25 protein-coding genes are annotated in these 22,917 nt (G+C 59.3%); all 25 read right to left on the bottom strand.

Going from position 1 to position 22,917, the window contains the following annotated elements; translation table 11 throughout:
• Positions 1 to 28: 28 nt before the first annotated feature.
• Complete coding sequence (locus ASC97_RS11200; RefSeq protein ID WP_082529972.1) at positions 29 to 472, bottom strand: phage baseplate assembly protein domain-containing protein; 444 nt, start codon at positions 470 to 472, stop codon at positions 29 to 31.
• Positions 469 to 1,512 carry a phage baseplate assembly protein gene (locus ASC97_RS11195; protein ID WP_057468429.1) on the bottom strand — a complete coding sequence of 348 codons (1,044 nt, stop codon included), beginning with the start codon at positions 1,510 to 1,512 and terminating at the stop codon, positions 469 to 471. The genes ASC97_RS11200 and ASC97_RS11195 overlap by 4 nt, the downstream gene beginning before the upstream one ends.
• A 1-nt stretch (position 1,513) precedes the next feature.
• Entirely contained in the window at positions 1,514 to 2,137 is a 624-nt protein-coding gene (locus ASC97_RS11190; RefSeq protein ID WP_057468428.1) for a hypothetical protein, read from the bottom strand.
• Positions 2,137 to 2,595: a DNA circularization N-terminal domain-containing protein gene (locus ASC97_RS11185; RefSeq protein ID WP_057468427.1), complete on the bottom strand. Its 459-nt coding sequence runs from the start codon at positions 2,593 to 2,595 to the stop codon at positions 2,137 to 2,139. Before ASC97_RS11185 ends, ASC97_RS11190 begins: the two co-directional genes overlap by 1 nt.
• Positions 2,596 to 2,605: 10 nt before the next feature.
• Positions 2,606 to 4,477 (bottom strand): phage tail tape measure protein, encoded by a 1,872-nt coding sequence (locus ASC97_RS11180; protein ID WP_057468426.1) that lies wholly within the window; start codon positions 4,475 to 4,477, stop codon positions 2,606 to 2,608.
• Positions 4,478 to 4,535: 58 nt separating this feature from the next.
• The gene (locus ASC97_RS11175; RefSeq protein WP_057468425.1) at positions 4,536 to 4,910 is read right to left on the bottom strand and encodes a hypothetical protein; all 375 of its coding nucleotides are present in this window, start codon (positions 4,908 to 4,910) and stop codon (positions 4,536 to 4,538) included.
• A gap of 2 nt (positions 4,911 to 4,912) precedes the next feature.
• On the bottom strand, positions 4,913 to 5,287 hold the full coding sequence (locus ASC97_RS11170) for a phage tail tube protein (RefSeq protein ID WP_057468424.1): 375 nt from the start codon (positions 5,285 to 5,287) through the stop codon (positions 4,913 to 4,915).
• 55 nt (positions 5,288 to 5,342) lie between these two features.
• On the bottom strand, positions 5,343 to 6,821 hold the full coding sequence (locus ASC97_RS11165) for a phage tail sheath subtilisin-like domain-containing protein (protein ID WP_057468423.1): 1,479 nt from the start codon (positions 6,819 to 6,821) through the stop codon (positions 5,343 to 5,345).
• Between the two features lie 4 nt (positions 6,822 to 6,825).
• Positions 6,826 to 6,984: a hypothetical protein gene (locus ASC97_RS33930; protein WP_156390356.1), complete on the bottom strand. Its 159-nt coding sequence runs from the start codon at positions 6,982 to 6,984 to the stop codon at positions 6,826 to 6,828.
• Between the two features lie 14 nt (positions 6,985 to 6,998).
• The gene (locus tag ASC97_RS11160; protein WP_156390355.1) at positions 6,999 to 7,475 is read right to left on the bottom strand and encodes a hypothetical protein; all 477 of its coding nucleotides are present in this window, start codon (positions 7,473 to 7,475) and stop codon (positions 6,999 to 7,001) included.
• 242 nt (positions 7,476 to 7,717) lie between these two features.
• Positions 7,718 to 8,110: a hypothetical protein gene (locus ASC97_RS11155; protein ID WP_057468421.1), complete on the bottom strand. Its 393-nt coding sequence runs from the start codon at positions 8,108 to 8,110 to the stop codon at positions 7,718 to 7,720.
• Positions 8,111 to 8,115: 5 nt separating this feature from the next.
• Positions 8,116 to 8,517: a hypothetical protein gene (locus ASC97_RS11150; RefSeq protein WP_057468420.1), complete on the bottom strand. Its 402-nt coding sequence runs from the start codon at positions 8,515 to 8,517 to the stop codon at positions 8,116 to 8,118.
• 103 nt (positions 8,518 to 8,620) lie between these two features.
• Positions 8,621 to 9,631 carry a major capsid protein gene (locus tag ASC97_RS11145; protein ID WP_057468419.1) on the bottom strand — a complete coding sequence of 337 codons (1,011 nt, stop codon included), beginning with the start codon at positions 9,629 to 9,631 and terminating at the stop codon, positions 8,621 to 8,623.
• 11 nt (positions 9,632 to 9,642) lie between these two features.
• On the bottom strand, positions 9,643 to 10,026 hold the full coding sequence (locus ASC97_RS11140) for a head decoration protein (protein ID WP_057468418.1): 384 nt from the start codon (positions 10,024 to 10,026) through the stop codon (positions 9,643 to 9,645).
• Between the two features lie 2 nt (positions 10,027 to 10,028).
• Entirely contained in the window at positions 10,029 to 10,622 is a 594-nt protein-coding gene (locus ASC97_RS11135; protein ID WP_057468417.1) for a hypothetical protein, read from the bottom strand.
• A 15-nt stretch (positions 10,623 to 10,637) separates the two neighbouring features.
• Positions 10,638 to 11,558, bottom strand: a complete 921-nt coding sequence (locus tag ASC97_RS11130) for a S49 family peptidase (protein ID WP_057468416.1) — start codon at positions 11,556 to 11,558, stop codon at positions 10,638 to 10,640.
• A 9-nt stretch (positions 11,559 to 11,567) separates the two neighbouring features.
• Complete coding sequence (locus tag ASC97_RS11125; protein WP_057468415.1) at positions 11,568 to 11,837, bottom strand: hypothetical protein; 270 nt, start codon at positions 11,835 to 11,837, stop codon at positions 11,568 to 11,570.
• A complete protein-coding gene (locus tag ASC97_RS11120; protein WP_244481448.1) occupies positions 11,834 to 13,366 on the bottom strand; it encodes a phage portal protein in 1,533 nt (510 codons plus the stop codon). Before ASC97_RS11120 ends, ASC97_RS11125 begins: the two co-directional genes overlap by 4 nt.
• Positions 13,367 to 13,407: 41 nt before the next feature.
• Positions 13,408 to 15,393 (bottom strand): terminase gpA endonuclease subunit, encoded by a 1,986-nt coding sequence (locus tag ASC97_RS11115; protein ID WP_057468413.1) that lies wholly within the window; start codon positions 15,391 to 15,393, stop codon positions 13,408 to 13,410.
• Complete coding sequence (locus ASC97_RS11110) at positions 15,390 to 16,052, bottom strand: hypothetical protein (RefSeq protein ID WP_244481447.1); 663 nt, start codon at positions 16,050 to 16,052, stop codon at positions 15,390 to 15,392. Before ASC97_RS11110 ends, ASC97_RS11115 begins: the two co-directional genes overlap by 4 nt.
• A gap of 124 nt (positions 16,053 to 16,176) precedes the next feature.
• Complete coding sequence (locus ASC97_RS11105; protein WP_082529970.1) at positions 16,177 to 16,713, bottom strand: hypothetical protein; 537 nt, start codon at positions 16,711 to 16,713, stop codon at positions 16,177 to 16,179.
• 177 nt (positions 16,714 to 16,890) lie between these two features.
• Positions 16,891 to 17,685, bottom strand: coding sequence for a hypothetical protein (locus ASC97_RS11100; RefSeq protein ID WP_057468412.1), 795 nt, complete (start codon positions 17,683 to 17,685; stop codon positions 16,891 to 16,893).
• 310 nt (positions 17,686 to 17,995) lie between these two features.
• The gene (locus tag ASC97_RS11095) at positions 17,996 to 19,825 is read right to left on the bottom strand and encodes a DNA primase family protein (RefSeq protein ID WP_057468411.1); all 1,830 of its coding nucleotides are present in this window, start codon (positions 19,823 to 19,825) and stop codon (positions 17,996 to 17,998) included.
• A gap of 8 nt (positions 19,826 to 19,833) precedes the next feature.
• Positions 19,834 to 20,715 carry a DUF7146 domain-containing protein gene (locus ASC97_RS11090; RefSeq protein WP_244481446.1) on the bottom strand — a complete coding sequence of 294 codons (882 nt, stop codon included), beginning with the start codon at positions 20,713 to 20,715 and terminating at the stop codon, positions 19,834 to 19,836.
• A gap of 374 nt (positions 20,716 to 21,089) precedes the next feature.
• Positions 21,090 to 22,916, bottom strand: coding sequence for a DNA cytosine methyltransferase (locus tag ASC97_RS11085; protein WP_057469318.1), 1,827 nt, complete (start codon positions 22,914 to 22,916; stop codon positions 21,090 to 21,092).
• Between the last annotated feature and the right edge of the window lies 1 nt (position 22,917).

Below are 22,917 nucleotides of genomic sequence, written 5' to 3'. Positions count from 1 at the left end.
TGGTGTCCTCGTCTATGGATGCGGGCAGCTAGGCCCCGTCATTGCCGTCGCTGTCGGTAATCGCGCCGGTCGCATTGATACTGCCGTTTACCTGCAGGTCACCGTTGATTGTCGCCGGACCATTGAGAACCCACCCGCCTGCCGTGGTGGTGATTGTCCGGCCGGCAACGTCGACGACGATCCCTGCCGCGACAAACTTCTGAATGTTTCCGAATGCGTCGTAGATAGCGGCGCCACCATTCTCCAGAACCGGTCGCTTTCCGGGGTGCTCCCCTCCGATGACCAGCGCGAAATCAGGCGCTCCCGGTCTAGGAAGGACAAAACCCTTCCCGCCTGCGATCGGGCTTGACGCGAAGCCATGGGGCTCCGGTCGATATATCCTTGACCAGGCGTCGCCATAAGGCCCACGGCCGGAAACAAACTGCTGTCCGCCCTTTTCCTCGACGCGGCCATCGAAATCAAAGCGCATCATTCGTCCGTGTACTCCGCGTCGATGACACCTGGCGCGGCATAGCTGCCTGCGCTTTTCCCGCGTGGGTTCTCGCCACCCAATGCGCGAGGATCGGCAAGAGAGAGCGTTGCCACGGTCATATCGTTCTGATCGAAAACGATGCTCTTGATGATCATCAGGCCCTCGATGCCAAGCCAGTCATCCTCGACTGACACGAGCCAGTTGGGTTGCCAGATCTGCCCGGCGCTATCGCGCCAGCCGGTCACCGGAATACTTGCAGTCACGCTGTTGCCAGCTGCACGTCGCGCTGACCAAACAGCCCGCTTCTTCATGCGGTCGACAGTTGTCTCGCCCTCATGCATGAGGATCAACGGACGACGTCTGGCGATGCCGGTATCCTTGACGGAAGTCTGTGGCCGGAGTTGCTGCTTGTCCGTCCCTTCCGTGGTCTGTCCCCGAACTTTGATATCGCTGAAGCGATCGGCCTCGGTAAAGGTGGCCGATGCTCCCGGCAGGATGTTCTCGCCACGCCGCAAGGTGCCTTTATGAATACCCGCCGGCTTGCTGGCGATCATGATCTGGCCTTTCGGCGTGTCATAGATCAATGCCCCGCGTCCGCGCGCGCGCCGCTCGATGGAGCTAAATGCGCTTTCGCCAAGGTCGAGCTTATGACGGGGCTCCTTCGGAAAGCTGCTGCCGTCCGTCTTGATGCCGACCCCGAGCGTGTCGAGTTCCTTGGCGATACCGACAATGTCTTTGTCGAAGATCTCGCCCGTCTTATGCTCCGCAGAGCATTCGATGAAATCAACGGTCCTCGATATCAGGCTGCAGCTGAGGGCGCGATCGGCTTCGGCGTAGCCCGTGCCAATGTCGCGGACGTAGCCCGTCAGCATCAGCGTCTGGCTTGCCATGATGGCGGCTTCCTGACCGACCGAAATCGGCAGGCCCGACCCCGTGATGACGAGGTCCATGCTCGCAGAACGCGCTGCCTCTTCTGCCGAAACGCTGATGTTGATCGATTTGATCGGCGGGAAGCCCGCAATCGTGACGTCTTCGAACATGTCAGCCTTCCAAAGCGTCGAAGCCAACGGGCATCAGCATCGGTGTCGCGGACCCGGCGATATCGACAAGGCTGCCAGCCCGCGTGGCGTCGCCATAAAGTTTGTAGGACAGGACACACGACGGCAGGGAAATTCCTGTCTCCACCCGGACAACCGGAACAAGGTCGGCAGCGATATCGGAAACCAGCCGGACAGCGACCTGCACCAGGTTCGAAAGCCATCCATAGAGATCCGCCGCATCCGCCCCGATCGATGAGGCAACAGCGAGCGCCGCATCGCCAGCAGCCGATATTCGCTCGCGCCCAGCCCGAGCCTGCGGCCTCGATATCCATCCGGATCGTCCGCCCGCCAAGGCCAGGCCGACAGCAAGCAGGATCTTGCCGGCATTGTCCGTGTCTGGATCTGCGAAACTACCCGCTTTCAGGCTATCAAACCCTTCGGGAGATGAGACGCTCTCCCCAATCACCCGTATCAGCGAGAGCAGCTCGGCTGAGAAGTCTGGGGCCGAGAGATCGGGCGCTGCGGAAATCCGCGAATTGAAGTCAGCGACATCGTCCTCATCGACAACAAGCACAGCCGCGAGATCCGCAAGCCAGGAGCAAAGCGCGTTGCGATCGGCACTCATCACAGCAACCCCGAAAAACCATTGGCAGCAGCAGTGAGCTGCGACAGGAAAGCTTCCGAAACATCTCCGAGACCGAGCGTGGCGCCGGCCTCGTTGCTGAGGGGAATGGCCGCAAAGCCGAATGCGATATATCCCTGCCGGTCCCTCTCGCGAGACCGGCTGAAATTCTCAACATAGGCCATGAACCCGCCGTCGATCGGCAGGACGAGCCGGCCCGGACCAATCGCCAGGCAAGCGACTTCCAGCGACTTGGCCTGCAGATCGCTCCCATCCCCCAGAAGGTAGGCTGTGACGTCGTAGGTCGCCGTAGCCAGGCCCGCCTCCTCGAGTATCGTGCGGCGCCCGCCTGCATATTCGTGGCGGGCGATACGCTTCCCTCCGGACAGCGCTTCCAGATCGACCCAGAAGCGCACGCCGCGAAAGCTCGCTGCCCGTAGATCTCTTTGCCAGTTGCGCATGGCACGCTCCCTATTTCATACCGGCGTTCATGGGGCGGTTGGCTGACGGCAGCATCGTGCGGCCCGTATCGGCGTTGACGCGAGGCGCGCCGTTCGGTGTCCCGATGTTTCCGAAGTTACCAAATTTGCTGGCGACCGCCGCCAGATCCTTGGCAGCGCTTGAAATGGCGGCACCAACATCGTAGCCGGCCACCTTGAAGAAAGCGGCGGAGTCTTCGATCGCCTTGCCGGCTTCCTTGCCGCCATCGGCGACCTTGCGGCCCGCGTCCTCGCCTCCGAGTTCGATCTTCAGAGCATCCTTGAATTCGTCTTTCGATGGCATCCGAAGGAAATCGGACGATAACCCGGGGCCACTCGGCATTCCGGCTGACTTCGCCTTCTCCAAACCAACACGGTTCTCGTTGTTTCGGCTGTCAGCATACTGACCATAAATCTCGGCAAGGCCTGCGCGAGGCGCCACCACCGCAGAGGGTCGAGAGCTTGGTACCGGCACCCCCGTCTTCGGCAGGTTGCGCGGATCAAGATTGCGGTCACCGCCCGGAAATTCCGGCAGACTTGGTCCCTGCGGCATGTTCGGACCCTGCTGCATCCGCTGCAAAAATTCCGGATCTCGATATCCACCCGAAAGGGCCAACTTGTCGGCTTCACTCTGGGAGCCTGCCCAAAACTGCGCGCCGAGCCAGCTTTTGCCACCTTTCACCAGACCGCTGGTTACGGCATTCTGATAGTCCACCGTCTTGACCACCGCATCCATGGCTGGAACCGCTGGCTGTGCGACGCCCCTGCCGACACTGTTCATCAACTTGTCCCAGCTGCTCGATAGCCTGTCGATACTTGCCTGAGTATCACCCGTCACTCGCGCGAGATCCTTGAAAACGGTGCCGTCGACATCTGTGCTGTTGACGGTCTTCAGGAACTTTTCATAGCTGTCCGCACTGGTCATCAGCGACTGCATGCCGAGGCGAAACTGCTCATCCGTGAAGAGGAGCGGAAGCTTACTCAAGTCGCCCTTGACGGCCTCCTTCGAGATACGCACAAAGGCCGCTACCGTGTCCTCGCCACTCTTGCGGGCAGAATCCATCTCCTTCCGGAGGTCGATGCCCATCTTCGAGAACTTGGTAGCCGTGTCGGCGGAATAGATTTTGCCGAAGATGTTTTGCGCATAGGTCGCGGCCGACGAAGCCGACCCCGTATCCTCGCGGATTGTCTGCAGGATCGAGACCAGCTTTTTCAGGCCGTCTTCCCCGGTATATCCGAGGGAGGAAAACGAGTTCGCCAAGTCTGGGATATAGGTTGCCATATCCTTCAGCTCGAACTGACCAGCCTTGCCGCCGGCGACCATGATGTCGAAGGCATGCTGCATCTGACTGGTTTCTAACTTAAGAGCCGAGGCGGCCTTGATCGCAGTGTTGGCGATATCGTCGGTGGCGGCTCCGGATGCCTGCGCGGTGGCCAGAACCGATGGAAGGAAATCCATCGCTTCTTTCAGATCCATGCCCGAAGCGACAAGCGTATCGAGTGCGGTCACGCCATCGTCGACACCCATGGCAAGCTGTTTGGTGATTGTCTGGATATCACCAAACGCCGCCTTCGTTTCGGTCGCGCTGGCATTGGCGGTGATGCCGATCCTATTCATCTCGCGTTCGATCGCCGCGAAATCGGTCAGTGCCTTCTTGGCGCCGTAGGCCAGAGCGGCAGGTGCAGCGTATCGGAGCATAGCTCCGAACGCCGCCTGCGTGCCCTTCGCCAAGGCGCCCTGCTGGCGATTGAACGCAGCCGCACGCTTGTTGATATCAGCCATCTTGTCGGCGACGCCCTTGAGCGTTTTGCCGGTCTTGTCGACCGCCGAGATTTTCAGCCGTGCTTCGACTTCGCGTGTCATGATCAACCTTTGGTGAAGCCCATGGCGCGGTTAACCCACCACGCGATTTCCGATAGCGTCATCCGCTGGACGGCAGCTGCGTCCCATCGGAGCCTGAAGACGAACTGGTCGGCGGCGCTGGCGAACCTGTCGGCGCCGCCGTGTGGAAAAAATCGCAGATTCCATCCTGCAGCTTTTTCGTGTCGGCGAAATTCAGACCAGCGATGTCTTTATATTCTGGGCTGATGATCAGGCGTTGGGCGTAAAAATCGACGACCTCGTGGTACGTGACCACCATTACGCCACCGTGCCCGTTGGGCTGACCTTCCTGCGGGAAGCCCTTTCCTGACATGATGATGTCCTGATAGGTGGGCTCACGCAAAACAATGCGGTCGAACGGCGTTTCCCCCGGCGGCTCATACCGCTTCGATAGCTTGAGGACCTTGTCAGCCATAGCTAGCCACCAGTGCGACGGTAGGCGTCAGCGGTGATCGTCAGGCCACTGACCTCACCATTAAGGCGATTGTTCTCCGATTCGCCTGAGAAAAACGCGTCGATATAATGGTGGGTGACGCCTGTGTTTTCCTCATTGATTACGATGTTTTGCCGGGGCGCCTCGATCAGGGCGGCAAGGTCGATGCCACCATCCTTGAAATTGACGGTTGCGCGCGGCGCCGTCGGTGTCATCACGCGATCGGTCGATCCGTCCTGGTTCGTGGTCGCCTCTACCGACATTCGACCAGCCATCACGTTGAATGTGCCGCGGAGCGAAAGGGTACCGCCGGTCGAAAGACGGACGTTCATGCGTCCGCCAAAATCTTTGCCAGACATGGCTGCTTCTCCTGAAACCTATGGGAAGGGATGAGAGGGCGTCGCCGCCCTGCCGTTATGCGTAGACGCGGGCAAGACCAGCGAAGATGTCGAGCGGGTTGGCCCGGTCGATCGGCAGGATGATGTTGACCCGGTTGCGGTTGTCCGCATCGCGCGCGACGGTGATCTGGTCGAGTAGATCCTGCGACGCCTCGACGACGCCGCGCGTCTGAAGCTGCACGGACGAATTTACCAGGGTCGCCTTTATATCCTTCGGCGTACGCAAGTTCGGGTTGTTCGCCGGGTTGTCGTCGACGATTGCCTTGTTCGAATGTTCATTCGCCAAGGCTGCTCGATGGAACTTGAGCGCATAGGTTAGCTGGTAAGGCGCCTGAATATCGCGAAAGACAGTATCCGGAACGCCGTTGGTCGTCTGCTGCTGCGTGATGATCTTATCGGTGATCACGTCGCCGCTGCTGTTGACCTTCCAAGCCGACACGCCATTCTTTAAAAGCGCATCGCGCGTGGCGTACCCCGGCCAGTAGGTCCGATCACGCGGCGCAAGCACACCCTCGACCTTGAGGCCCGTCTGGTTGACCGAGACGCGACCGTCCGAGCCGCTTCCGAGCAATGGCGCAATCCGCCCGATCATCGCGGCAACGAACTCGTAGTCGGGCGTAGCATTCCCGGCGTTGGTGAAGATCGGGATCATCGACAGATGCCAAGTGTCCTTGGCTACCGCCGAGGCCGTCAGCTCGCTGGTCGTGCCCATCTTCGGATAAAACACGTGGCCGTAGAGCTGCTGTGCGTACGACCAGCGTCCGGCGGTGTTGTTGTGAAAGTCGTCGAGCTTGGTCCGATTGGCGTCGTCTCCAAACGCTGAGATCACGATTTCGAATGGCTCATCGCCCATGGCCGCGAGGATTGCCGACACATCAGGAACACCAGCCCCGGGCACGGTCGTTGCAAACGTCAGAATGCCATTGAAAGCATTGCCGCCTTCGATCACGGGAACGAAGGTGTCGAGACGTGTCGCGTAGGCGCCTTTGTGACGCGCCGTGAGCGTGACGACGTTTGTCGCAACCGTCGCTGTGAACGGAAGGCTCTTCTTCGAAGCTGGATTGAAATAGGCATTGATGGCCACAGCAAGGAGGGTCGCGACAGCATTTGCTGTGGTGCCCGCTGCAAACTCTATCGAGACATCTTCGCCAGCAATCTGAAGCACGCCTTGACCACCATCGGCTGGAATGACGCCAACGGTCACGGTTCGGATTTCTGCCGTACCAGTATCGGCAACTCGGCCGAGATAAAGCTCCTGGCTCGGCGCGTTCTGGAAAACACGGATCACCATGCTCTCCAGCATCGAACCGCGACCAACTAGGGCGCGGGCTTCGTTGACGCTGGAGCAAAGTACGATCCCGCTTTCTGCCAGCGAACCAGCAGCAAGGCCGTGGCCAAGCAGGGCCATCTTGGTTTCGGAGGAGAACTGGCCGGCCGACTCTACGTCGAAGGCAAGAAGCGGGGCGACGATATCGCCGGGGATGTTGGCTACCATGTGACTAATCCTTCTTCGGAGGCTTGGCGGGCTTGGCCTCGATCAGATCGCCATCCCTAACCAGGTTGCGTTCGAACTGGTTGAGTTCGTTGATAGGCCGGCCGTCTTGTGGCCAGCCACCAGGGATCACGCGACCAGACGCCGCGATATAAATCGTCTTCATCGGTTCTCCGGATGTCAGGGCGCGGTCGGGCCGACGCCGATCTCAAGTTGTTCTTCCCCAACCGCAACCACGCCACGGATTATGGACAGAGAGGGTGCGGCTTCGGCTGAAAAATACTGCCCGAGAGCAGCAAGCTTGGCCTTCGCATAACTCTGCGCAGGCAAGGCTTGGAACACGGACTTGATGGGTTCGGGCAGACCCTCACCGTCAAAATCGTCATCATGAATTTGGCAATGGAAGCGCATGGTGACGCGCTGCCAGCGCAGCCCAAGTTCAGGAACAGCAAACGTTTGCTCCTCGATCTTGATGATATGATTGACGATGGAGCGCCAAAGGCGCCCCGAAGCGCTCCGCTCGAGCAGAAAGCGAACCTGAGCGCACAGCGCCGCCAAAACGAGGCGAGCTTCCGGATCGGTATCCGCCATCGCATCGGCGAAATCGCCGTGCTCGTCTTTCGATGCCACGGCCAGCTCCACGACGACATCAAGCATAGCATCCGCCACCGTGTCGTCGGCTGCCGCCAAAGGCCCGCGCAATGATACGCCGCTCTCGGGCGTATAAAGCGCCAGAATGGGCGTATAGTTTCTGCCCTGGTCTAGATCCTCGATTGCCACGGATCGACTATCGAAGACGCGAGGACCCGCCAGCGTTGGAAAACCCTCCCCTGCCATGGCAGCCGATGTCGGGCACAAGACCTCGATTGCTGCCAGTCTCAAAGCCTCAGCAGCCAGCATCATGCCCTCGATAGGTACCAGGCCGGTCTAGCCGTGCCATCTTGCTCTTTCGCTACAATAGTCCAGGTGACGCCGGCGGCTACGTCAACGACGTAATCGTTACGGTCGGGCTGGTATGGCCAAGAGGTGACGAGAGCCGTCAGAACGGCGTCGTACGAAACCGTGCCACTCTTGACCCCGGTATCCACCGAGAAATGCCGGGGAATACGGTCGCTTGGTGGTTCAAGGTCAATGGTTCCCTTGAATTCAAACGCGAGGCGGCTCGGATCATCGCCTGCCACATGGTTTGCCGTGAGCCCACGCCTGCGAGGCTGAAGCCTGCAGAGGGTGTAGTCGAAGACCTCGGCGCAGGCCTCGAACGTGAAGGCGCGCGCCGCTTCCCAGTCTACCATGGCGTTTAGGCCCTCAACACAGCCAAAGCATCTTCTGCGGCTTTCAGCTCATCTGCGGCCTCTGCCTTCTTGACCATATCGTCGCCTGCTTCGCTGACTGCGACCGATGCAGTCGCCACGCGGGCCTCAGCCTCCGCTATCGCTTGCGCTCTCGCCTTGTCCGCAGCGTCGTCTACGGCGGCCTTCTTGGCTGCCGTCTTCTTCTCCGAGGATGGGGTGGAACCTTCGCCATCGACCGTTGCTGTTGCCTCGACAGCGAAACGATCGTCGATCAAATGGCGCCCGTATCGGAACGGAACCTTGACCGGCTTCTGTGCCGGAACATCAACGTCGGCAGGCTCACCCAACACGGATGCAGGGATGATGCCGCCCTGCGGGAAGACGATGGTGATTGTTTTACTGGACATACTAGTGATCCTTCCTGTTGCCGAGACCCAGCTCGGCGCCCACACTGAAGAACAGGAAGCCGGGAGAAACCCGGCCTCCTTACAATTTACATGCCGGTGAGCGTTAGGTGAGCTTAAGCTTGCGGAGAACTTCAGGCCGAGTGCAGATTGAAATCGGGTTCGACTGGACTTCCATGTCGTAACCCTTCTTGTTCGGTAGCTCGACTAACTGAGCATAAAGAGGAAGGCCGGGGGTGTTGACCGTCTCGTTGTAGTCTGCTGGCGCGAAACGCGTGATGTAGAGATCATCAACCCCGGTGATTGCCACGCGAGCCTCGTCGGCTGCGATGTACGGTGCGCCGAGATCAGCCGTTGCCTTCGCGCCCGTCTTATACCGCTCCCAGGTAGCATTGCCCCAAGTGAACACATCCGGCACGTCCTGGCGGAGAACTTGCGCTCCGTCATTGTAGACAAACGTGTCCCGAACCGATTTATGCTGCCAGAGCATCTTGTGGAAATCCCGGCCCGTGAAGACGCGGATGCCTGCGTAAGGCTCATCGAGCGAGTCCTCAATCGAGTAAATGACATCCTGCCAAAGGCCCATGACAAGGGTGGCATCAACGTCCAATTCCAACGAGACGTCGGCAGGCACTCCAATGTTGAAAGCATTGTAGAGATTGACCACAACTTTTCCGGATTTTGCGGTGACGATGCCCTTGAGAGCACCGACACGCTGGTGCTCAAGCGTCATGGTCAAATCCTGACCGTGACGAATGGCCTTGCGATTGACGCGCCCGACAACGGACTCAAGCGAGGTTTCTGTACCGAACTCCCTGACGTTCTGAACTTCATCTGCCAGAACTTTGTCATCGCGCTGATAGTGAGGAACAATGACGGGAACTTTAGTGCGGTCTTCGTCGCCTGTGGTTTCGCCGGCTCCGCCACGTTCCGTCGGCTCGACCAGACCAAGTTTGCCGTTGCGGCGCTCGATCGATATCATCGTCGTTGTCACGCTGTCTTCCTGGAAGATTCCAGAGGCGCTGACCTGACCTGGACGATAAGGGACAGCGTTGACAGCGGCCGTCAGGCTTTCAAGGCTGAACGGATCGGAGGTATGGACATTTGGTGCGGTCACGGTCGTTCTCCTTATCGTGCCTTGATGGTGACGGCGCGCAGCTGGGTCAGCTTGGCCGCTCGTTTGGTGGCGTCATTCACCGTTGCCTCGAAGATCAGCATCAGCGACTTAACTTCGGCGTCGTTAGAAATGCAGACGGCCGGGACGTCAGCGGAGGTCGCATCGACCTCGTAGCCAAGGATCGCGACAGCGGTTTCGGCGCCTTCCTTGCCGGCGACGCTGGCGTTTGGAGACGGTACATACTTGCTGTCGGCCGTCACCTTGCCGAGGACCGTGCCAGCGGAGAGCTTTCCGGATCCCGACTTGATGGTCAGAACTTCGCGCGACAGCATACCGTTCGCTTCCGAAAGGATGAAGGCAAGATCACGCGGGGTTTCAGTGAAGCTGGTCGCCATAATCATGCTCCCTTCGGGGTTGCGCGACGCGCGGCGAAGATGGCGTCACGGTTGATGGTTGCAGCGGCAGCTTTTCCGGCAGTCGAAGCACCGGGCATGGCAAGGTTGGCGGCAGCGAGGCGCTGAGCCTCATATGAGGCTGCCGCCGCGATTGCCGGGGCTGCTGCCGCATCGGGAGCAGCCGTCGGGATCGACGCATCCGCTGCTGGCACGTTTGCCACGACGAAGGCGACAACGGCTTCCGCTGCCATGTCGGGTGACGACGTGGAGAGATCGAGCGCCGCGCTCATGCGCTTAGCGTCGCCCTTGACGCCCTCCGCGCTGAGAATGGCAGTCATGCGGTCTGTGGCCGCCCTGAAACCGCTGTTGCCCCCAGAGGCGGCAGCAGCGGCGGCGGTGGCGAGCGCGGCGACAGCTGAGGCTGCACCTGCTCCAGTCTGTGGATCAGACATGTTCGCTCCGGTTGTTGATGCCTCTGCAAGAGGCGCTTCTGGAATAGATGCAAGCGCATCCACGTCACCTTCGTCTGACACGAAGGAATGAGAAGCCGTTCCGGGGCGCACGGCGGCCCGGATGGCAGCAATCAAACTGGTCATTGTAGTCTCCTGGGGTCAGCCCCGGTTTACTTCCTTGACGAAGGCGTCGAATGCCTCAAGCGGGTCACCGACAGCGTCGGCGAGGCCCAAACTCACGGCCTCTAATGCATCGAAAACGCCGGCTTCGGTTGCGAGAGCCTTGGCTTTGGAAATGCGCCCACGCCGGCCCTTGGCGACAACTTCCGCGAAATCCTGACGCATACCCTCCGCCTCCGCCTGCCACTTCTCAGCGAGGCTGGCATTGAGCGGCTCATAAGGGTTGCCATCCGCCTTCTGCTTCCCCGCGCGGATGATGGTGAGGCGAATACCCTCATCATCAAGCGCCTGCGAATAGTCGGCGTGGATCATGATCACACCGATCGAGCCGGCGCCCCCATAACGCGGGATGACGATCTGTCGCGCCTGCGAGGCCAGCAGGTAGCCCGCGGAATAGGCGTGGTCCGTAAGGATCGATATCGTCGGCTTTTCCTTCGACAGCTGCGCCATCGCTGCTGCCGTTTCGAAACCACCGTTCACCTGGCCACCGTAGCTGTCGACCTCAAACGCGACACCACGAACCAAGCTCGATCGCCTAGCCATCGATATCTGAGCCTGAAGTCCTTGATAGGAGGTCTCGCCGGAGTTCGAACCGACCCACCCACCCTTGTGGACCAGACTACCTTCGACTGGAATGATCGCGACATTGTCGACCATATCAAAAGGCAGAAGGCTTGCCCGGTTGTAGGCTCGCTCGATGCGCCCGCCGACCTTTCCGGCTAGTGGTCGCCCGTTTCCTCCACCGACGTGGTCAATGGCACCCTCTGGGCTATTGATGACAACCGTGTCGCCAGCAATGCGGCTACCCAACCCCTGCAGGAATGCCTCGGCCTTACGAGGATCGTACATCAGCGGCGTATTGAAGACCCGCTGGGCAATCTGTGCATAACGAAAGCTCATGACGTTCCCTCAGAACCGCAACCGCATGCGCCGTGTCGGACGGCAACCGGTCGTCTTCGCTTGGCAGGCTGCCTGGAGCCTTACCAATTCCTTGTCGATATCGGTGATGCTCGACGACGCGACCTTTATCCGCTGGTGCATGACCGGAGACCGGATCTCGGATTCCTCGATCTGCTCACCGGCGAGACGCTTTACCCGTGCCGTATAGAGCACGGCATAGAGCGCACAGGGATCATCGGCATCGATCGTGACGCTGCCGATCTTCACCGAATTGGTCATGCGTCCACCTTGTTCTTGCCTGCTGGCGTGTCGCCGTCTGCCGCCGCGTCGCTTGGCAGGCCACGTTCGAAGGGCGATTTCATGCCAGCATCAATGTATCGATTGTGCCAGTAGAGACGGCTTTCAAAGACCTCTTCCGGGTCCCCGCCGTCTTCACTGATTTCCTGCTCGAGCGTGCCGGTACCGTTGACGATGCGCTCGCTGGCACCCTTGGCCTTTTTGACATCATCAGCGGTCGGCTTGCTCGGACCAGTGCAAAGCGCCCATAGAATGGCTTCCCGGTTGGCGCGGTAAACCTCGATGCCGCCCTTGAACGGCGTCAAGCCTGTCTCGATCCGCTCATCGACCCAACTCGCGTACGGGATCAGGACGTGCGGTGATGCGATGCGATCGGTGCGCCGCCGCGCGATTGGCCAGGTGGATGCATTTTCCATCTGGGTGCTGGCATAGGTCGCCTGCGTGAAGTCGAGAGTATAACCACCGTAGGTGATGCCGAGGGCTCTTGCCGTTTCCCTGTTGAAGGTGCCGATGACATCCTTGTGGTTCGGGCCGGGAGCTGTGATGTTCTTGAATTCCATGTCCTCACCAGGCGCGAGGTGCGAAACGCCGGCACCCGGACCAAGACGGATCTCAGATTCCGCGGCACGATCGAGCTGCGCCTTGAAGTAATCGACAAAATCAGACGCGATATCGGCGGCGCCATCGCCGCCCGCCTCTTTCATCATGTCCAGAGCTTCGAATGCTTCAGCGCTTGGCTTGTCGCTCTTCAGAATTGCTGCATAGATCGTCTGCAGGAACATCAACTGCGCGGTCGCATCATCGACGTTTTCTGCCATCAGGTATTTGCGGAACGTCGTAACAAGCGGCGAAATCCCGCGAACATCGTCACTCGAAAATGGATCGTAGGCATGCATGACGGACTGGCGTCCCTGCGCGTCTCTTGCCGGGTAATCCATTTTCTGCCTGAAGCCATCCCGCTTCTCTTCGAAGCGATACGCGATCGGGCGCCCGTAGCTATCGTGAATGACGCCCTGATAGAGGCCTTCCACGTCGTTGGTGTCCTGCACCAACTGCTGCGGCGACAACAACAGAAACTTCGTGCCGGTCTTGGTGCCAGGTAGACGCTGCGACCGCGGAACGAAGTCACAGACGCCGACGCTTTCGCCGAACGCCAGCCAGTGCCGGACGCCGATATCCGTCATTTGCGGAATGGTCCACTTGGCGCGAAAATCGCACTCCAGTGGGGTCCACGCATACACCTTCCACTCGGCTTTCAATTCGCGGATCCAAGCGATTGTTTCCGCTGGATTGTAGCCGAACCGGGAGAGATCCGGACGCGGGTTAAGCTGCAGCTCAATGCCAACAGTATCGGCAATGATCTGATCGGCCGCACCGCGGAGCTTTCCGCTGTTCTGCAGAAGATCCATCGCTAGGCCGGCCGCACGGGTCCACACCCTGCGGATCTCGTCGCGATGCTCCCGCAGCGACGCTGGTCGAGCGGCGATCACTCCTGACTGGGTGTCACGCATGTAACCTGCGCTCGTACCAGCCCTGACCCTGACCCGTGGCTTTACCGCCGCTTGTTCCATCGATTTTTGGTGTCCGTTTTCTTGTCAACCGGAAGCGATCTTGGCTCCGGTACCGTTGGTTGCGGCGCTGCGACGACGACGCTGGGCGGCGACAACAGGTCGATCGGTGTCTCCGGCTGTTTGATTGCCCGCAAACGCGCCCATTCCGATTTCGTCATGCGCGAAAGACCGAGGTGTTCGGCCATCGCCATCGCAATTACTCGGCAGTCGAGAAAGTGGTTATGCTCGCGCCGTTTCTTCCATTCCTCGCGGAACTTCCCTTTGATCAGCTTTTGGTCGAAATACTCCGACGTCAGCTGCTGGAAATATTCCTCACCAAGCCAGTCGCCGAAGTGGCAATAGCCAGGAGGATCGGCAATTTCGCCGGCAGCTAGACCAGTCTTGTGCAAGTTTCCGTAGAACTCAGCCTTGAGCGGCCACGTTCCTACCGGCCAGCTCATTGCGGAGCCTACGCGTTTGCGCTTACCCCGCCGATTGACGGACTTTCTGGCTGGCGCACTGATGGCCGGCACACCACGGCCAGGCATACCCTTGGTCGCGTAAGCATTCGGATGACGACGGCACCACTCAAGCACCTGGTTGGTCCGGTAGCCGGAATCGACGCCAATCGCTTCCAGCCGGCTTAAGACCCCATAGGCGTCGGCAAACTCTTGAGACACGAACTCGTCGAGAAGCTTCCATGCACCGGACTGGGGATTATCAGTCGCCCCCTCGAAGAATTCAGCGAAGACGGTCCAGCTTTGGCGATCCTCGCTGAACCCGACACCTTCTGCATAAATTCCGTAGCTCTGCACATCGCAGCCGACGGTAAAGATCAGCGCCTGTGCGGGTAAAACATACTGGTCGTAGGTTTCCCGCCGTTCCATCAGCCTCTGATGGTCCGGGGCGTTTCCCTTCATCTGGTAAGGCAAGGCGCAGACGAGGTTCTGGTAGTCCTTCGCGCCGGCTTCGCCTTTGGCCTCGTATGCGATCTTGTCTTCCGCGATGGCCTCGTAGGACATCATCAGCGACATGAAGGCGTCGACATGAAAGCCCGGATGGCGATCCGGCTCTGAGAAAGTAGGGATGTACCGCCCTTCCCGGACAGCCATCACGCGCTCCATCTCGGAGATGTGATGGTCGCACTTCACGCACCGCATGAGTGTTTTGTGCGGCTGCTTCTTGTCGATCAGCAGGTTGGCATCAACCTGCACCTGTTCCGTGACGCATTCAGGGCAACGAATATACCAAAACCGCTGATCCGAGCGACGAAAGCCGCGGTCAATACGGCAGTGTCCCGGGCCCTCGCCCATCGCGTCGCCGCTATCCAGTTCCGGCGTTGAAAGTTCGAGGATCTTGTAAGTCTTCTGGCGGCGAAACGCCGTGAAACGACCGAAGAACAGATTCTCAGGATCGGCGCCATTCGGAAGCGCCTGCCATTTGGAGACTTCGTCTTTCACCCCGAAACGGGTCGTCTTGGCCGAAAGGTCCATGACGGTATTGGCGTTTGCGAGATACAGGGCGCCGCCCGGAAACTTCTTCTCGTAAGTCGTCGACCCGACGCCCGAGCGGCTGGTGGTCGGCATGATGATCTGCTTTTTCGTGTGCTTCTGCCACGCATCGATCATCGGCTGCAGCTTGCCGGAATTGATGTCCTGCAGAGCGTCGAGCCCCGGAACGCCGTAAATGGCATTGTCAGGGCAGTTCTCCGCTATGTAAATCATCCAGGCGAGAGCGAGGATGGAGACGCCGGTCTGCTGCGCCTTCCGCACTGTTACCAGGTTGGAAGGATGCTCCTGGCTTAGGCACTGTGCGATCTCCAGAAGATACGGAGCATCCTCGGGCGACCAGAGTTCACCCTTCTTCGGACCATCGACCAGAACGATATTCTGTGGCAGCCAGCGATCGAATGGCACTGGCGGCTGCGGCCGAAGCGCGCGCGCCAGAGCGGAGGTCACCGCTCTGATGGCGCCTGGGTGAACAGTCACGCGTCCTCATCCTCTATCAGCGGATCCGTTTCGGTGGCGGCCTCCGCAATCTTGACCAGCTTGTCGGCCATCTCGTTGCCGATCTCGAAAGCAACCTGGCGAAGCAGAACGCGAACGCCGTGTACACCTTCTTTCGAAACAGCAAGGGCGATCTCGTCGGCACGATTGGGAAGCCGTTTGATGACCGCCTGTAGCTCCGCACCAGCCATTGCGACCGCCTCTGACGTGCGATCCTTGCGAAGCAGTTCTCCGCATTCCTCTTGGTGACGAATCTTTTCGCGCCCGACTTTAAGCCATTCTGACTGGCGACGGGCTTCCTCGAAGCTATCTTCAGATCTGAGCTGCGGCGGCGCGTCGCCTGCCGATCTACCATCGACGGACCGGATAGGCGCCGTTGCCTTCGCCGGGTTTACGTGGCGCTGTCGATAGTGGTCATAGTGGGCAAGCGAAATACCCAGAACCTGTCCCTGACTGCCTCGCTCAACCGGCGTTTCTTTTCTCTCCTCAAGAAGCCTTTTAACGGTCTTCGACACCGCTGGTTTGGAAACACCATCGCGCGCAGCAATCTGCGCGATCGAGGCCATGACATCGCTCATCGTTAACCTGTCTGTTAACCCCGGCGTTAACGCCGTTAACCCCGTTAACCCAAGTTCTGGCAAGCAAAAACTGACAGGCTTTCGGGGTCGTCCCGGCCCGCAGGTGGTCGGATCTTCGTACGGTCCCTGACCGAGGGGGGGTGCCGGCGGCCCGTCCGAGGGGGGTGCCCGGCGGCCCGACCGAACCTCACCGAGGGAGGAGACGCTCGATTTCGTGAAGGACGCGAGGCGCAAGGTTCTGTTCGATGATCTCCGCCAACACATCGAGATAAACCTCGGGGTTGTTAGTGATCGCATGAGCAGGGTTGGGTCCGAACAATTCACGGATCGGCAGTCTCTTGTCGCCTACCCTCATCGCTACGGCTCGGTGCCCGCTATCCATCTCCGAGAGAAAGGCATGGGCATAAGAACCGCGGCCCCGAACTCTGACGCCTCGTGATGTCTGGGTGGCGCCAAGCTTTTGCAGCGGTATCCAGCCTGACTTGACGATGACTTCCTGTGTGTTGCCGCCGGCATTGAAGCGCGATGTCGTCAACTTCCGGACCACACCGGGAGGCAGCCTTGTATGTTCGGCGTTGCGCTTGACGATGCGAGACCGCGCCATCTCGCGCATGCGGCGCATCGCGCTAGCCATGGCTTTCGTTTTAATTGCTTCCGGCAGCGCCTTGATTGCCCGCGACAGATTGAGAATCTCGCTCGCTTCGAAACGAAATTCAGCCGTCACGAGCACACTCCAATATCGGTTGCCGCCATTACAGCGGCGAGGATCATGGTCGCCTCCATAGTCCGGAAACGCAAAACCCGCCGGGCAGCTGCCTAGCGGGTTTCTCTAATCTTTTTCAGTGTGCTTAATGTATGTCAACCGACTGCCGCATTGCAATCCCGAATTCTAAGATTTAATTCAAGCACTTTCAATGGCTTGAGGCATGGTTGATGCAGCTCTATGGGCTGCCCATGGAGACCGATCCGGCGAAAACGGCAGTATTGAATTGCTGCTCAGCCGCCCGGAAAGATCTGCATGAAGGATTTCGAGCGCGCTTTGCCACAGTTGCCAGTCCAATCGGGATAGGATTGCGCCGCGCAACGGAGCGGAAAGCTCGTATTTTCGATAGGCACCGCGCATTGGCCTCTGCTTCTTACGATCAAAGCCGTCGGCTTCGTAGTTGTATGCGCGCCCGAAGCCATCCTTGGCGGACTTCATTACAAACCAGAGCGGTTTGCCGTTTACAGACACCATCTGCGCCTCGGGCTGTTCGACTGACCAATCCGGCCCACGCCCAAGGATCGCGTATGTCACCACCAGGTTGACAACATGCCGACCGCTGAGCGCGTCTGGCTTCAGGCGCAAAGCCTCCACGGTGTTCTCAACTTCGGCTTGGATGAGGCCGAATTCATCCCGCCACTCAGGAAATGGCTTCCAGCCTTCGCCGATCTCAAATCCACCGCGCGCGGCCAACGCCTTAACTGCATTGCCGGCCGCGACCGCATCTGCATGCGGATCGCCTCCAGCCATGTAGTCAGGGATAACTCCGTATCCGTTTGGCGAGCGATCAATCAACGTGCCCAGTTCGGCCACAGCGCTCATCATATTCCAAGAACCCGCAATGCTCGGCCCGTAGTCATTGCCAGCCCCGACCTTGCACAGCTCCTGGGTAAAAGCCCAAGTCAGAAATTGATCAATGGTTACTTTTTTCATTTTCTTTTCCTTGGAGATAGTTGAGATAGTTTTGCGATAGTTTAAGCGATAGTTTTGTTTAATGATTTCAATTAGTTCGATAGTTGCGATAGTTCTTCCGTATTACATGGATGATTTCTCACACCCCTCGCCCCACTTTTCTTAATACTAGGCACGCGAAAACTATCGCAACTATCGCAAGCCATTGAATTCATTGACCCCTCACCCCCTGCGAACTATCGCAAAACCCTCGCCAGAACTATCGCAACTATCGCAGCGCAAGCGCAAAACAGAGACAGTTCCCGAGGCCTCGGGTGGGGTTCCGGGGTCATCAGAAGACATCGGGCAAGGGTTCATCATCGCTGAACCGGCCAGGCGGCGGCTCCGGCATATCGGAGGCGTGCGGCTCGGGCACGTCACGCAATCGGATGCCATTGTAGTAGTGGAGGCGCTGGGTGGTGTCTTTCTTGAACTTCTTCGACATAGCCCGCCCAAAGGCGGTGACGTTCATTGGTTTGCCGCCCTCGTCCTCAGTGAAACGGCAATAGGCGGAGTAGAGGAATTTTGCCTGCAGCGGGTCTGCCGTTTCGTCCCTCACGATACATCGCGCCACGAACGCCGACGTTCGATCCATGTCGTCGCGATAGTCCTGCGTAGCGCTTCGCACCGCGTCCGGGATCACTAGGCCTTCCTTAAGGTAGATCCTTACGCCCTCTATCAACCAGTTGAGGATGCCGGGATACTCGGGCCTGAAATAACCAAGCATATCCTCAAACTCTCGCCGTTCAGCCTCTGGCACCTTTACGGGCCAATGCACCACCGCCATTCGCCGCCAGATGCCGTCATCATTGCCGCTGATTTTTGGATAGCCGTTGCCGCTCATGATCACGACGAAGATCGGGTCGAAGTCCATATAGCCTGCGAACAAATCACGGGCCGTGATGGTTTCGCCCCCCGTAAGCTCTTTCACGAGATTCTCTTTGAGATCTTCACCTTCAGGCAATTCCTTCACACGCAGCAGACGGCGGCCTAGTAGGCGGGCGAGGTCCGGAGATGCGCCTCCAGACGATCCGCTCTCCCCGATCAGACTGGTTGCGGGTAGCGTGACCGCCACCTCTCCCAGCAGTCGGCACAACGTTTCCATGTAGACAGACTTGCCGTTTGCCCCGTCGCCGTAGTGGAAGAAGAGATACTGGACAGTGATCCCAACAAGGCCGAGGCCGGACGAGACCTGCACCAGGCGGCGAACGGCCGGGTCCGGGAGCATAGTCTCGAGGAACCGCATCCATCTCGGGCAGGCGGCCTTCGGCTCATAGCGGACAGGTGCAACATGCGTGATCAGGTCTTCGCGCCGATGCCCGTCCGTCACTTTCACATCCGCCTCAATGCAGATTTCGATGGTCTCCGGAACGTTTGGCGTTTCCTCGCGGCTAATGAATCTCGCGTTCTTCTGCCGTTGCATCTTGCGCTCAAAACGAAGTGTCGCGTTCTGAACCGCGAAGCGCATCCGATCTGCGTTCAGATCGTCGGGAGTGCGAATGATATGTGGCGCGGCGCAGGCGAGTGCAGCATTCATACGGGCAATATTCTTCGATGAAACAGCATGATCCATCCGTCTCTTCACGCGTTTGCTGAAGGCGTCAAGTGCTTTCTCCCGAGCGGCCAACAGCCTTCGCTTGCCCACATCGACATCCTGACCCGCGGCGTCCATCTCGGCAGCGATTTTGCCCGCCTCAATCCGCTCCTGCTCCGACTGGGTCGGTTTGATGTAATGCCGCTCCTGTCCGATCCTGTCACCGAGCTGCTGCGCGATTGCCAGTGCCTTCGGACCGCCGTTGGAGATATCCCAGTGCGTCCCGGTCCAGACGCCGTAGAGCGCCGACTTCGCCTTCTCTTGGCTGATTACAAGAAGATCCTGTCCGAAGTGCTTCAGCAACCGCTTGCCATTGTCGGTGTCTGAGTGATCGAGGCCGGCGCAATATTCCAACGTCGCCTTCAGATCGTCGTCGACGGGCGGCGGCGGCCCTTGCTCGATAGTTTCATCAGAGTCGTCTGAGACGGGTGGGGTTTCGGGGTCACCTGTGAAGCCACGCTGAACACCGGCTTCTTGGATGATCTCTCGGAGACCACCCGGCATATCGACGGAGATATTATCTTGCATGCGCGCCCTCAAGCCTTCTCGGATAGCAGACTGGCGAAATCCTTGCCCTGCGGGGGCCACCAGATGTTGATATCGCGGCCGATCTTGGCCAAACGGGCTTTCGCCCGCGCCATCGCAGCCGCGGTGAAGTAGAATTCGCTGTCGCCGTCGGCGAGCAGCACAAGTGCCCGAACGTGATCAGGCAATTGGATCGCCTCGGCCGCGCTCTGATCAGCCTTCGGAAACGGATAAACGCGCACCTTCTTGCCGGCACTGTCCAGGTGAGTTTCGCTTCGACCCTTGGCCCGATCGGCCGGTCCGGACAGATTGCCCAGATCGCCCGCCGCGAAATAGAACGTGTCAGCCCGAAAGCTCTCGTATCCCGCAACGGCAGCAACGGTCTCGATCCCCTCGCCGCCAATCCACCGCAACGCTGACATGTCCCCGAGCACCGGCACCAACGAGCCTTTCTTGGTGCCCCGCATCTTCTTAGTCGTCAGGCTTTCGCCCTTCTCATCCTTGCCGAGGTCCGGTCGGTACTTCGGCGCGTTGCGCAGATCGAGCCATGTCTCGTGGCAACCGGTCACGCGCCCCGCCAAGTCGACAAACGGAGCAATCATCGCCGGACCGGCGTAAATCGACACCGGTCGCCCCTGCTGATCCTGTCCGTGCCAATAGCTGTGGCGCTCACTGAAGCGGAAGTTCGAGAAGGCGGCAGCCGGCATCACGTATCCGGTGCGACGCCGGAGATAGGCACGGATCATTTTTGCACCGATCGTTTCGTCGTCGATGCATTCCTGAGCGTTAAAATAAATGCCTCGTGCCTTCCGCACTTCACGGTCGCGAAATTCATTCTGCTGACGCTCACGCTCGGCTTCTGATGCATCGAGTTGAGCCCTGCTCTCGGCCATTCGTCGCTCACGTGTCTGACACTCTTCCGGTGTCTCTCGCTCTCCACCTTCCGGAATAGGCTCACCGAGGACGGCCGAGCACGCTTCAAGATATCCCGACCGGGAATTCAGATCGTAACGAAGCAAGTATCCGGCGAGACCAATTGCCGAGCGGCCCCCGGTCTCGGAGTTTCGGCAGTTCCATGCCTCTTTGCTGGCGCTAATCGAAAATCGATCGTTGCCGCCACAGCGCGGGCATGGCTGGCCTCTGTCGCTGGACCAAGCTGGCCGGCCGGTACTTTCCCCTTTTGGACGCGGAACACCAAGGCGAACCGCAGCCTCGGTGACGGAGACTTTTTTCGCCTTTAAGACGAATTCGTCGATGACCGGATTACTCATGCCGCCGCCTTCATCCTGACAACGGCAAGGTGATTGCAATTGGCAGCGACAAGCGCTCTCGCCACAGGCGGGCAGACGCTATTGCCAACGCACGACACCTGCACTTCCTTCGAGAATGGCACCCAGACCGGGCCGCCCTTGTGGCCGTCGCGCGCGTGATCGTAGTAACCATCGATCTTGTAGTCGGATGGGAAACCCTGCGCATTGTACAGCTCACGAGGGGTCAGCATGCGCATGCCAATGTCGACGACGACGAAGGTGCTCCCCTCGACATCGATCGCGACGAATTCGCGCTCATCCCAGAAGCCATGAGACCGAAGGAACTCGGCCACCTGGCGCGCCCGTGCGGCCTGCCCCTCTGTGAATGGAGGTACGTCGACATGAGCCTCGATGTGGCCAAAGCGGTCGCGAACAGTGACCGTGCGGCAGGATGCGTCCTCGCGTCCGCCATCCCCGGTCCCGTAGTAGGACTGCAGGTAAGGCATGATCAGACGGCTCTTGCCCTGCCCGTCAGGCATTACCGTCGCCGCGGACACGTCCATGGCGTGTCCGGTAGAGGTTCCGAAGTCGCGAGCGATATAGGCCGAGACGAGCTGCTGATGACTACCTGTTTGGGTGATTGTCGAAGCGGCTTCGTCCATACGACGTCCGGGATTGACGCCGCCGATGCGCCGGCTGTCATTGTTGGCCTGCGCCATGAAGGCGCACATGACCGAGTTCTGGTCTTTGCCGCTCGCGGTGATCGTATGCGCCTGCCCATCAATTGGTCGGTTCGCGCCGCCCTGTTGGGCGTAGGTGAGGACCGGTGCGATAACAGCATGGCGATTTTCGCAAGGGATGACACGGATTGCATCATCGATGGGCGCAGACCGATCGACGCTACCGTTGCCTTTACCGTAGTAGGCTGACAGATGCGGCGCCAATAGCGGGCGATTGCTTCCCGTCCGGACAAGAAACGGCCGGCTGGCTCGAAGGACGTAGCGGTCGAACCCCCGCGCAATGCGCGCATGAGAGGCATCGGCAAGAGGCCGCACGGCGCGAAGACCATACTTGCCCCAGATCTCTTTCGACGTGTCGAAGATCGATGGGCAAGGAAGGCTCCAATCAATACAATCAGCTACGATAGGCCAAGGCAGTTTGCGACCGGCGATGACGTCGGCATCGTCAGGGCTACCATGCGTCTTTGCCGGCCAGACGATCGGCTGACCATCGAAGCGGATGATGATGAACAGACGCTTGCGGATGGTCGGCGCGCCATAGTCCCGACCACGCAGCTCGCGCATTTCGATCTTGCCGCCGAGGGAGCGCAGTTTCTTGCACCACTTCTGGAACGTCTCGCCCTTGCGAGCGGGATCCGGCATCTCGCCGCGTGCGGTCTGCATCAGCGGGCCGTAATCCTTGAATTCCTCGACGTTCTCCATGAAGACGACGTCGACCTTGCCGCCACTCTTCTGAATACGCGCGATCCAACCAGGGATGATCCAGCAAAGGTCGCGGATATTGCGCGAGACAGGCTTGCCGCCCTTGGCTTTGGAGAAGTGCTTGCAGTCCGGAGAGAACCAGGCGAGCCCGATGTGTTTCCCGCGCAGATGATCGAGCGGATCTATCTTATAGACGTTCTCGGAAAGGTGGACCGTCTCCGGGTGATTGACGGCGTGTAGCGCCAGCGCATCGGCATTATGGTTGATCGCAAAATCGGGCGAACGGCCTAGCGCCTGCTCGATTCCTGTCGAAGCCCCGCCGCCGCCGGCGAAGCTGTCGATGATGATCGGCTCCGCCCATCCCTCTTTTTCCGCGAATGCGTGAATGTCATCAATCGACATG

Source organism: Rhizobium sp. Root1203 (assembly GCF_001424945.1).
Classification (GTDB): domain Bacteria; phylum Pseudomonadota; class Alphaproteobacteria; order Rhizobiales; family Rhizobiaceae; genus Rhizobium.
This window is presented reverse-complemented; position numbering and strand designations above follow the sequence as displayed.

Coding starts and splice junctions, on each gene's coding strand:
- ASC97_RS11200 (WP_082529972.1), bottom strand. CDS start 472: ATGATGCGCTTTGATTTCGATGGCCGCGTCGAGGAAAAGGGCGGACAG.
- ASC97_RS11195 (WP_057468429.1), bottom strand. CDS start 1,512: ATGTTCGAAGACGTCACGATTGCGGGCTTCCCGCCGATCAAATCGATC.
- ASC97_RS11190 (WP_057468428.1), bottom strand. CDS start 2,137: ATGAGTGCCGATCGCAACGCGCTTTGCTCCTGGCTTGCGGATCTCGCG.
- ASC97_RS11185 (WP_057468427.1), bottom strand. CDS start 2,595: ATGCGCAACTGGCAAAGAGATCTACGGGCAGCGAGCTTTCGCGGCGTG.
- ASC97_RS11180 (WP_057468426.1), bottom strand. CDS start 4,477: ATGACACGCGAAGTCGAAGCACGGCTGAAAATCTCGGCGGTCGACAAG.
- ASC97_RS11175 (WP_057468425.1), bottom strand. CDS start 4,910: ATGGCTGACAAGGTCCTCAAGCTATCGAAGCGGTATGAGCCGCCGGGG.
- ASC97_RS11170 (WP_057468424.1), bottom strand. CDS start 5,287: ATGTCTGGCAAAGATTTTGGCGGACGCATGAACGTCCGTCTTTCGACC.
- ASC97_RS11165 (WP_057468423.1), bottom strand. CDS start 6,821: ATGGTAGCCAACATCCCCGGCGATATCGTCGCCCCGCTTCTTGCCTTC.
- ASC97_RS33930 (WP_156390356.1), bottom strand. CDS start 6,984: ATGAAGACGATTTATATCGCGGCGTCTGGTCGCGTGATCCCTGGTGGC.
- ASC97_RS11160 (WP_156390355.1), bottom strand. CDS start 7,475: ATGCTTGATGTCGTCGTGGAGCTGGCCGTGGCATCGAAAGACGAGCAC.
- ASC97_RS11155 (WP_057468421.1), bottom strand. CDS start 8,110: ATGGTAGACTGGGAAGCGGCGCGCGCCTTCACGTTCGAGGCCTGCGCC.
- ASC97_RS11150 (WP_057468420.1), bottom strand. CDS start 8,517: ATGTCCAGTAAAACAATCACCATCGTCTTCCCGCAGGGCGGCATCATC.
- ASC97_RS11140 (WP_057468418.1), bottom strand. CDS start 10,026: ATGGCGACCAGCTTCACTGAAACCCCGCGTGATCTTGCCTTCATCCTT.
- ASC97_RS11135 (WP_057468417.1), bottom strand. CDS start 10,622: ATGACCAGTTTGATTGCTGCCATCCGGGCCGCCGTGCGCCCCGGAACG.
- ASC97_RS11130 (WP_057468416.1), bottom strand. CDS start 11,558: ATGAGCTTTCGTTATGCACAGATTGCCCAGCGGGTCTTCAATACGCCG.
- ASC97_RS11125 (WP_057468415.1), bottom strand. CDS start 11,837: ATGACCAATTCGGTGAAGATCGGCAGCGTCACGATCGATGCCGATGAT.
- ASC97_RS11120 (WP_244481448.1), bottom strand. CDS start 13,366: ATGCGTGACACCCAGTCAGGAGTGATCGCCGCTCGACCAGCGTCGCTG.
- ASC97_RS11100 (WP_057468412.1), bottom strand. CDS start 17,685: ATGAAAAAAGTAACCATTGATCAATTTCTGACTTGGGCTTTTACCCAG.
- ASC97_RS11095 (WP_057468411.1), bottom strand. CDS start 19,825: ATGCAAGATAATATCTCCGTCGATATGCCGGGTGGTCTCCGAGAGATC.
- ASC97_RS11090 (WP_244481446.1), bottom strand. CDS start 20,715: ATGGCCGAGAGCAGGGCTCAACTCGATGCATCAGAAGCCGAGCGTGAG.
- ASC97_RS11085 (WP_057469318.1), bottom strand. CDS start 22,916: ATGTCGATTGATGACATTCACGCATTCGCGGAAAAAGAGGGATGGGCG.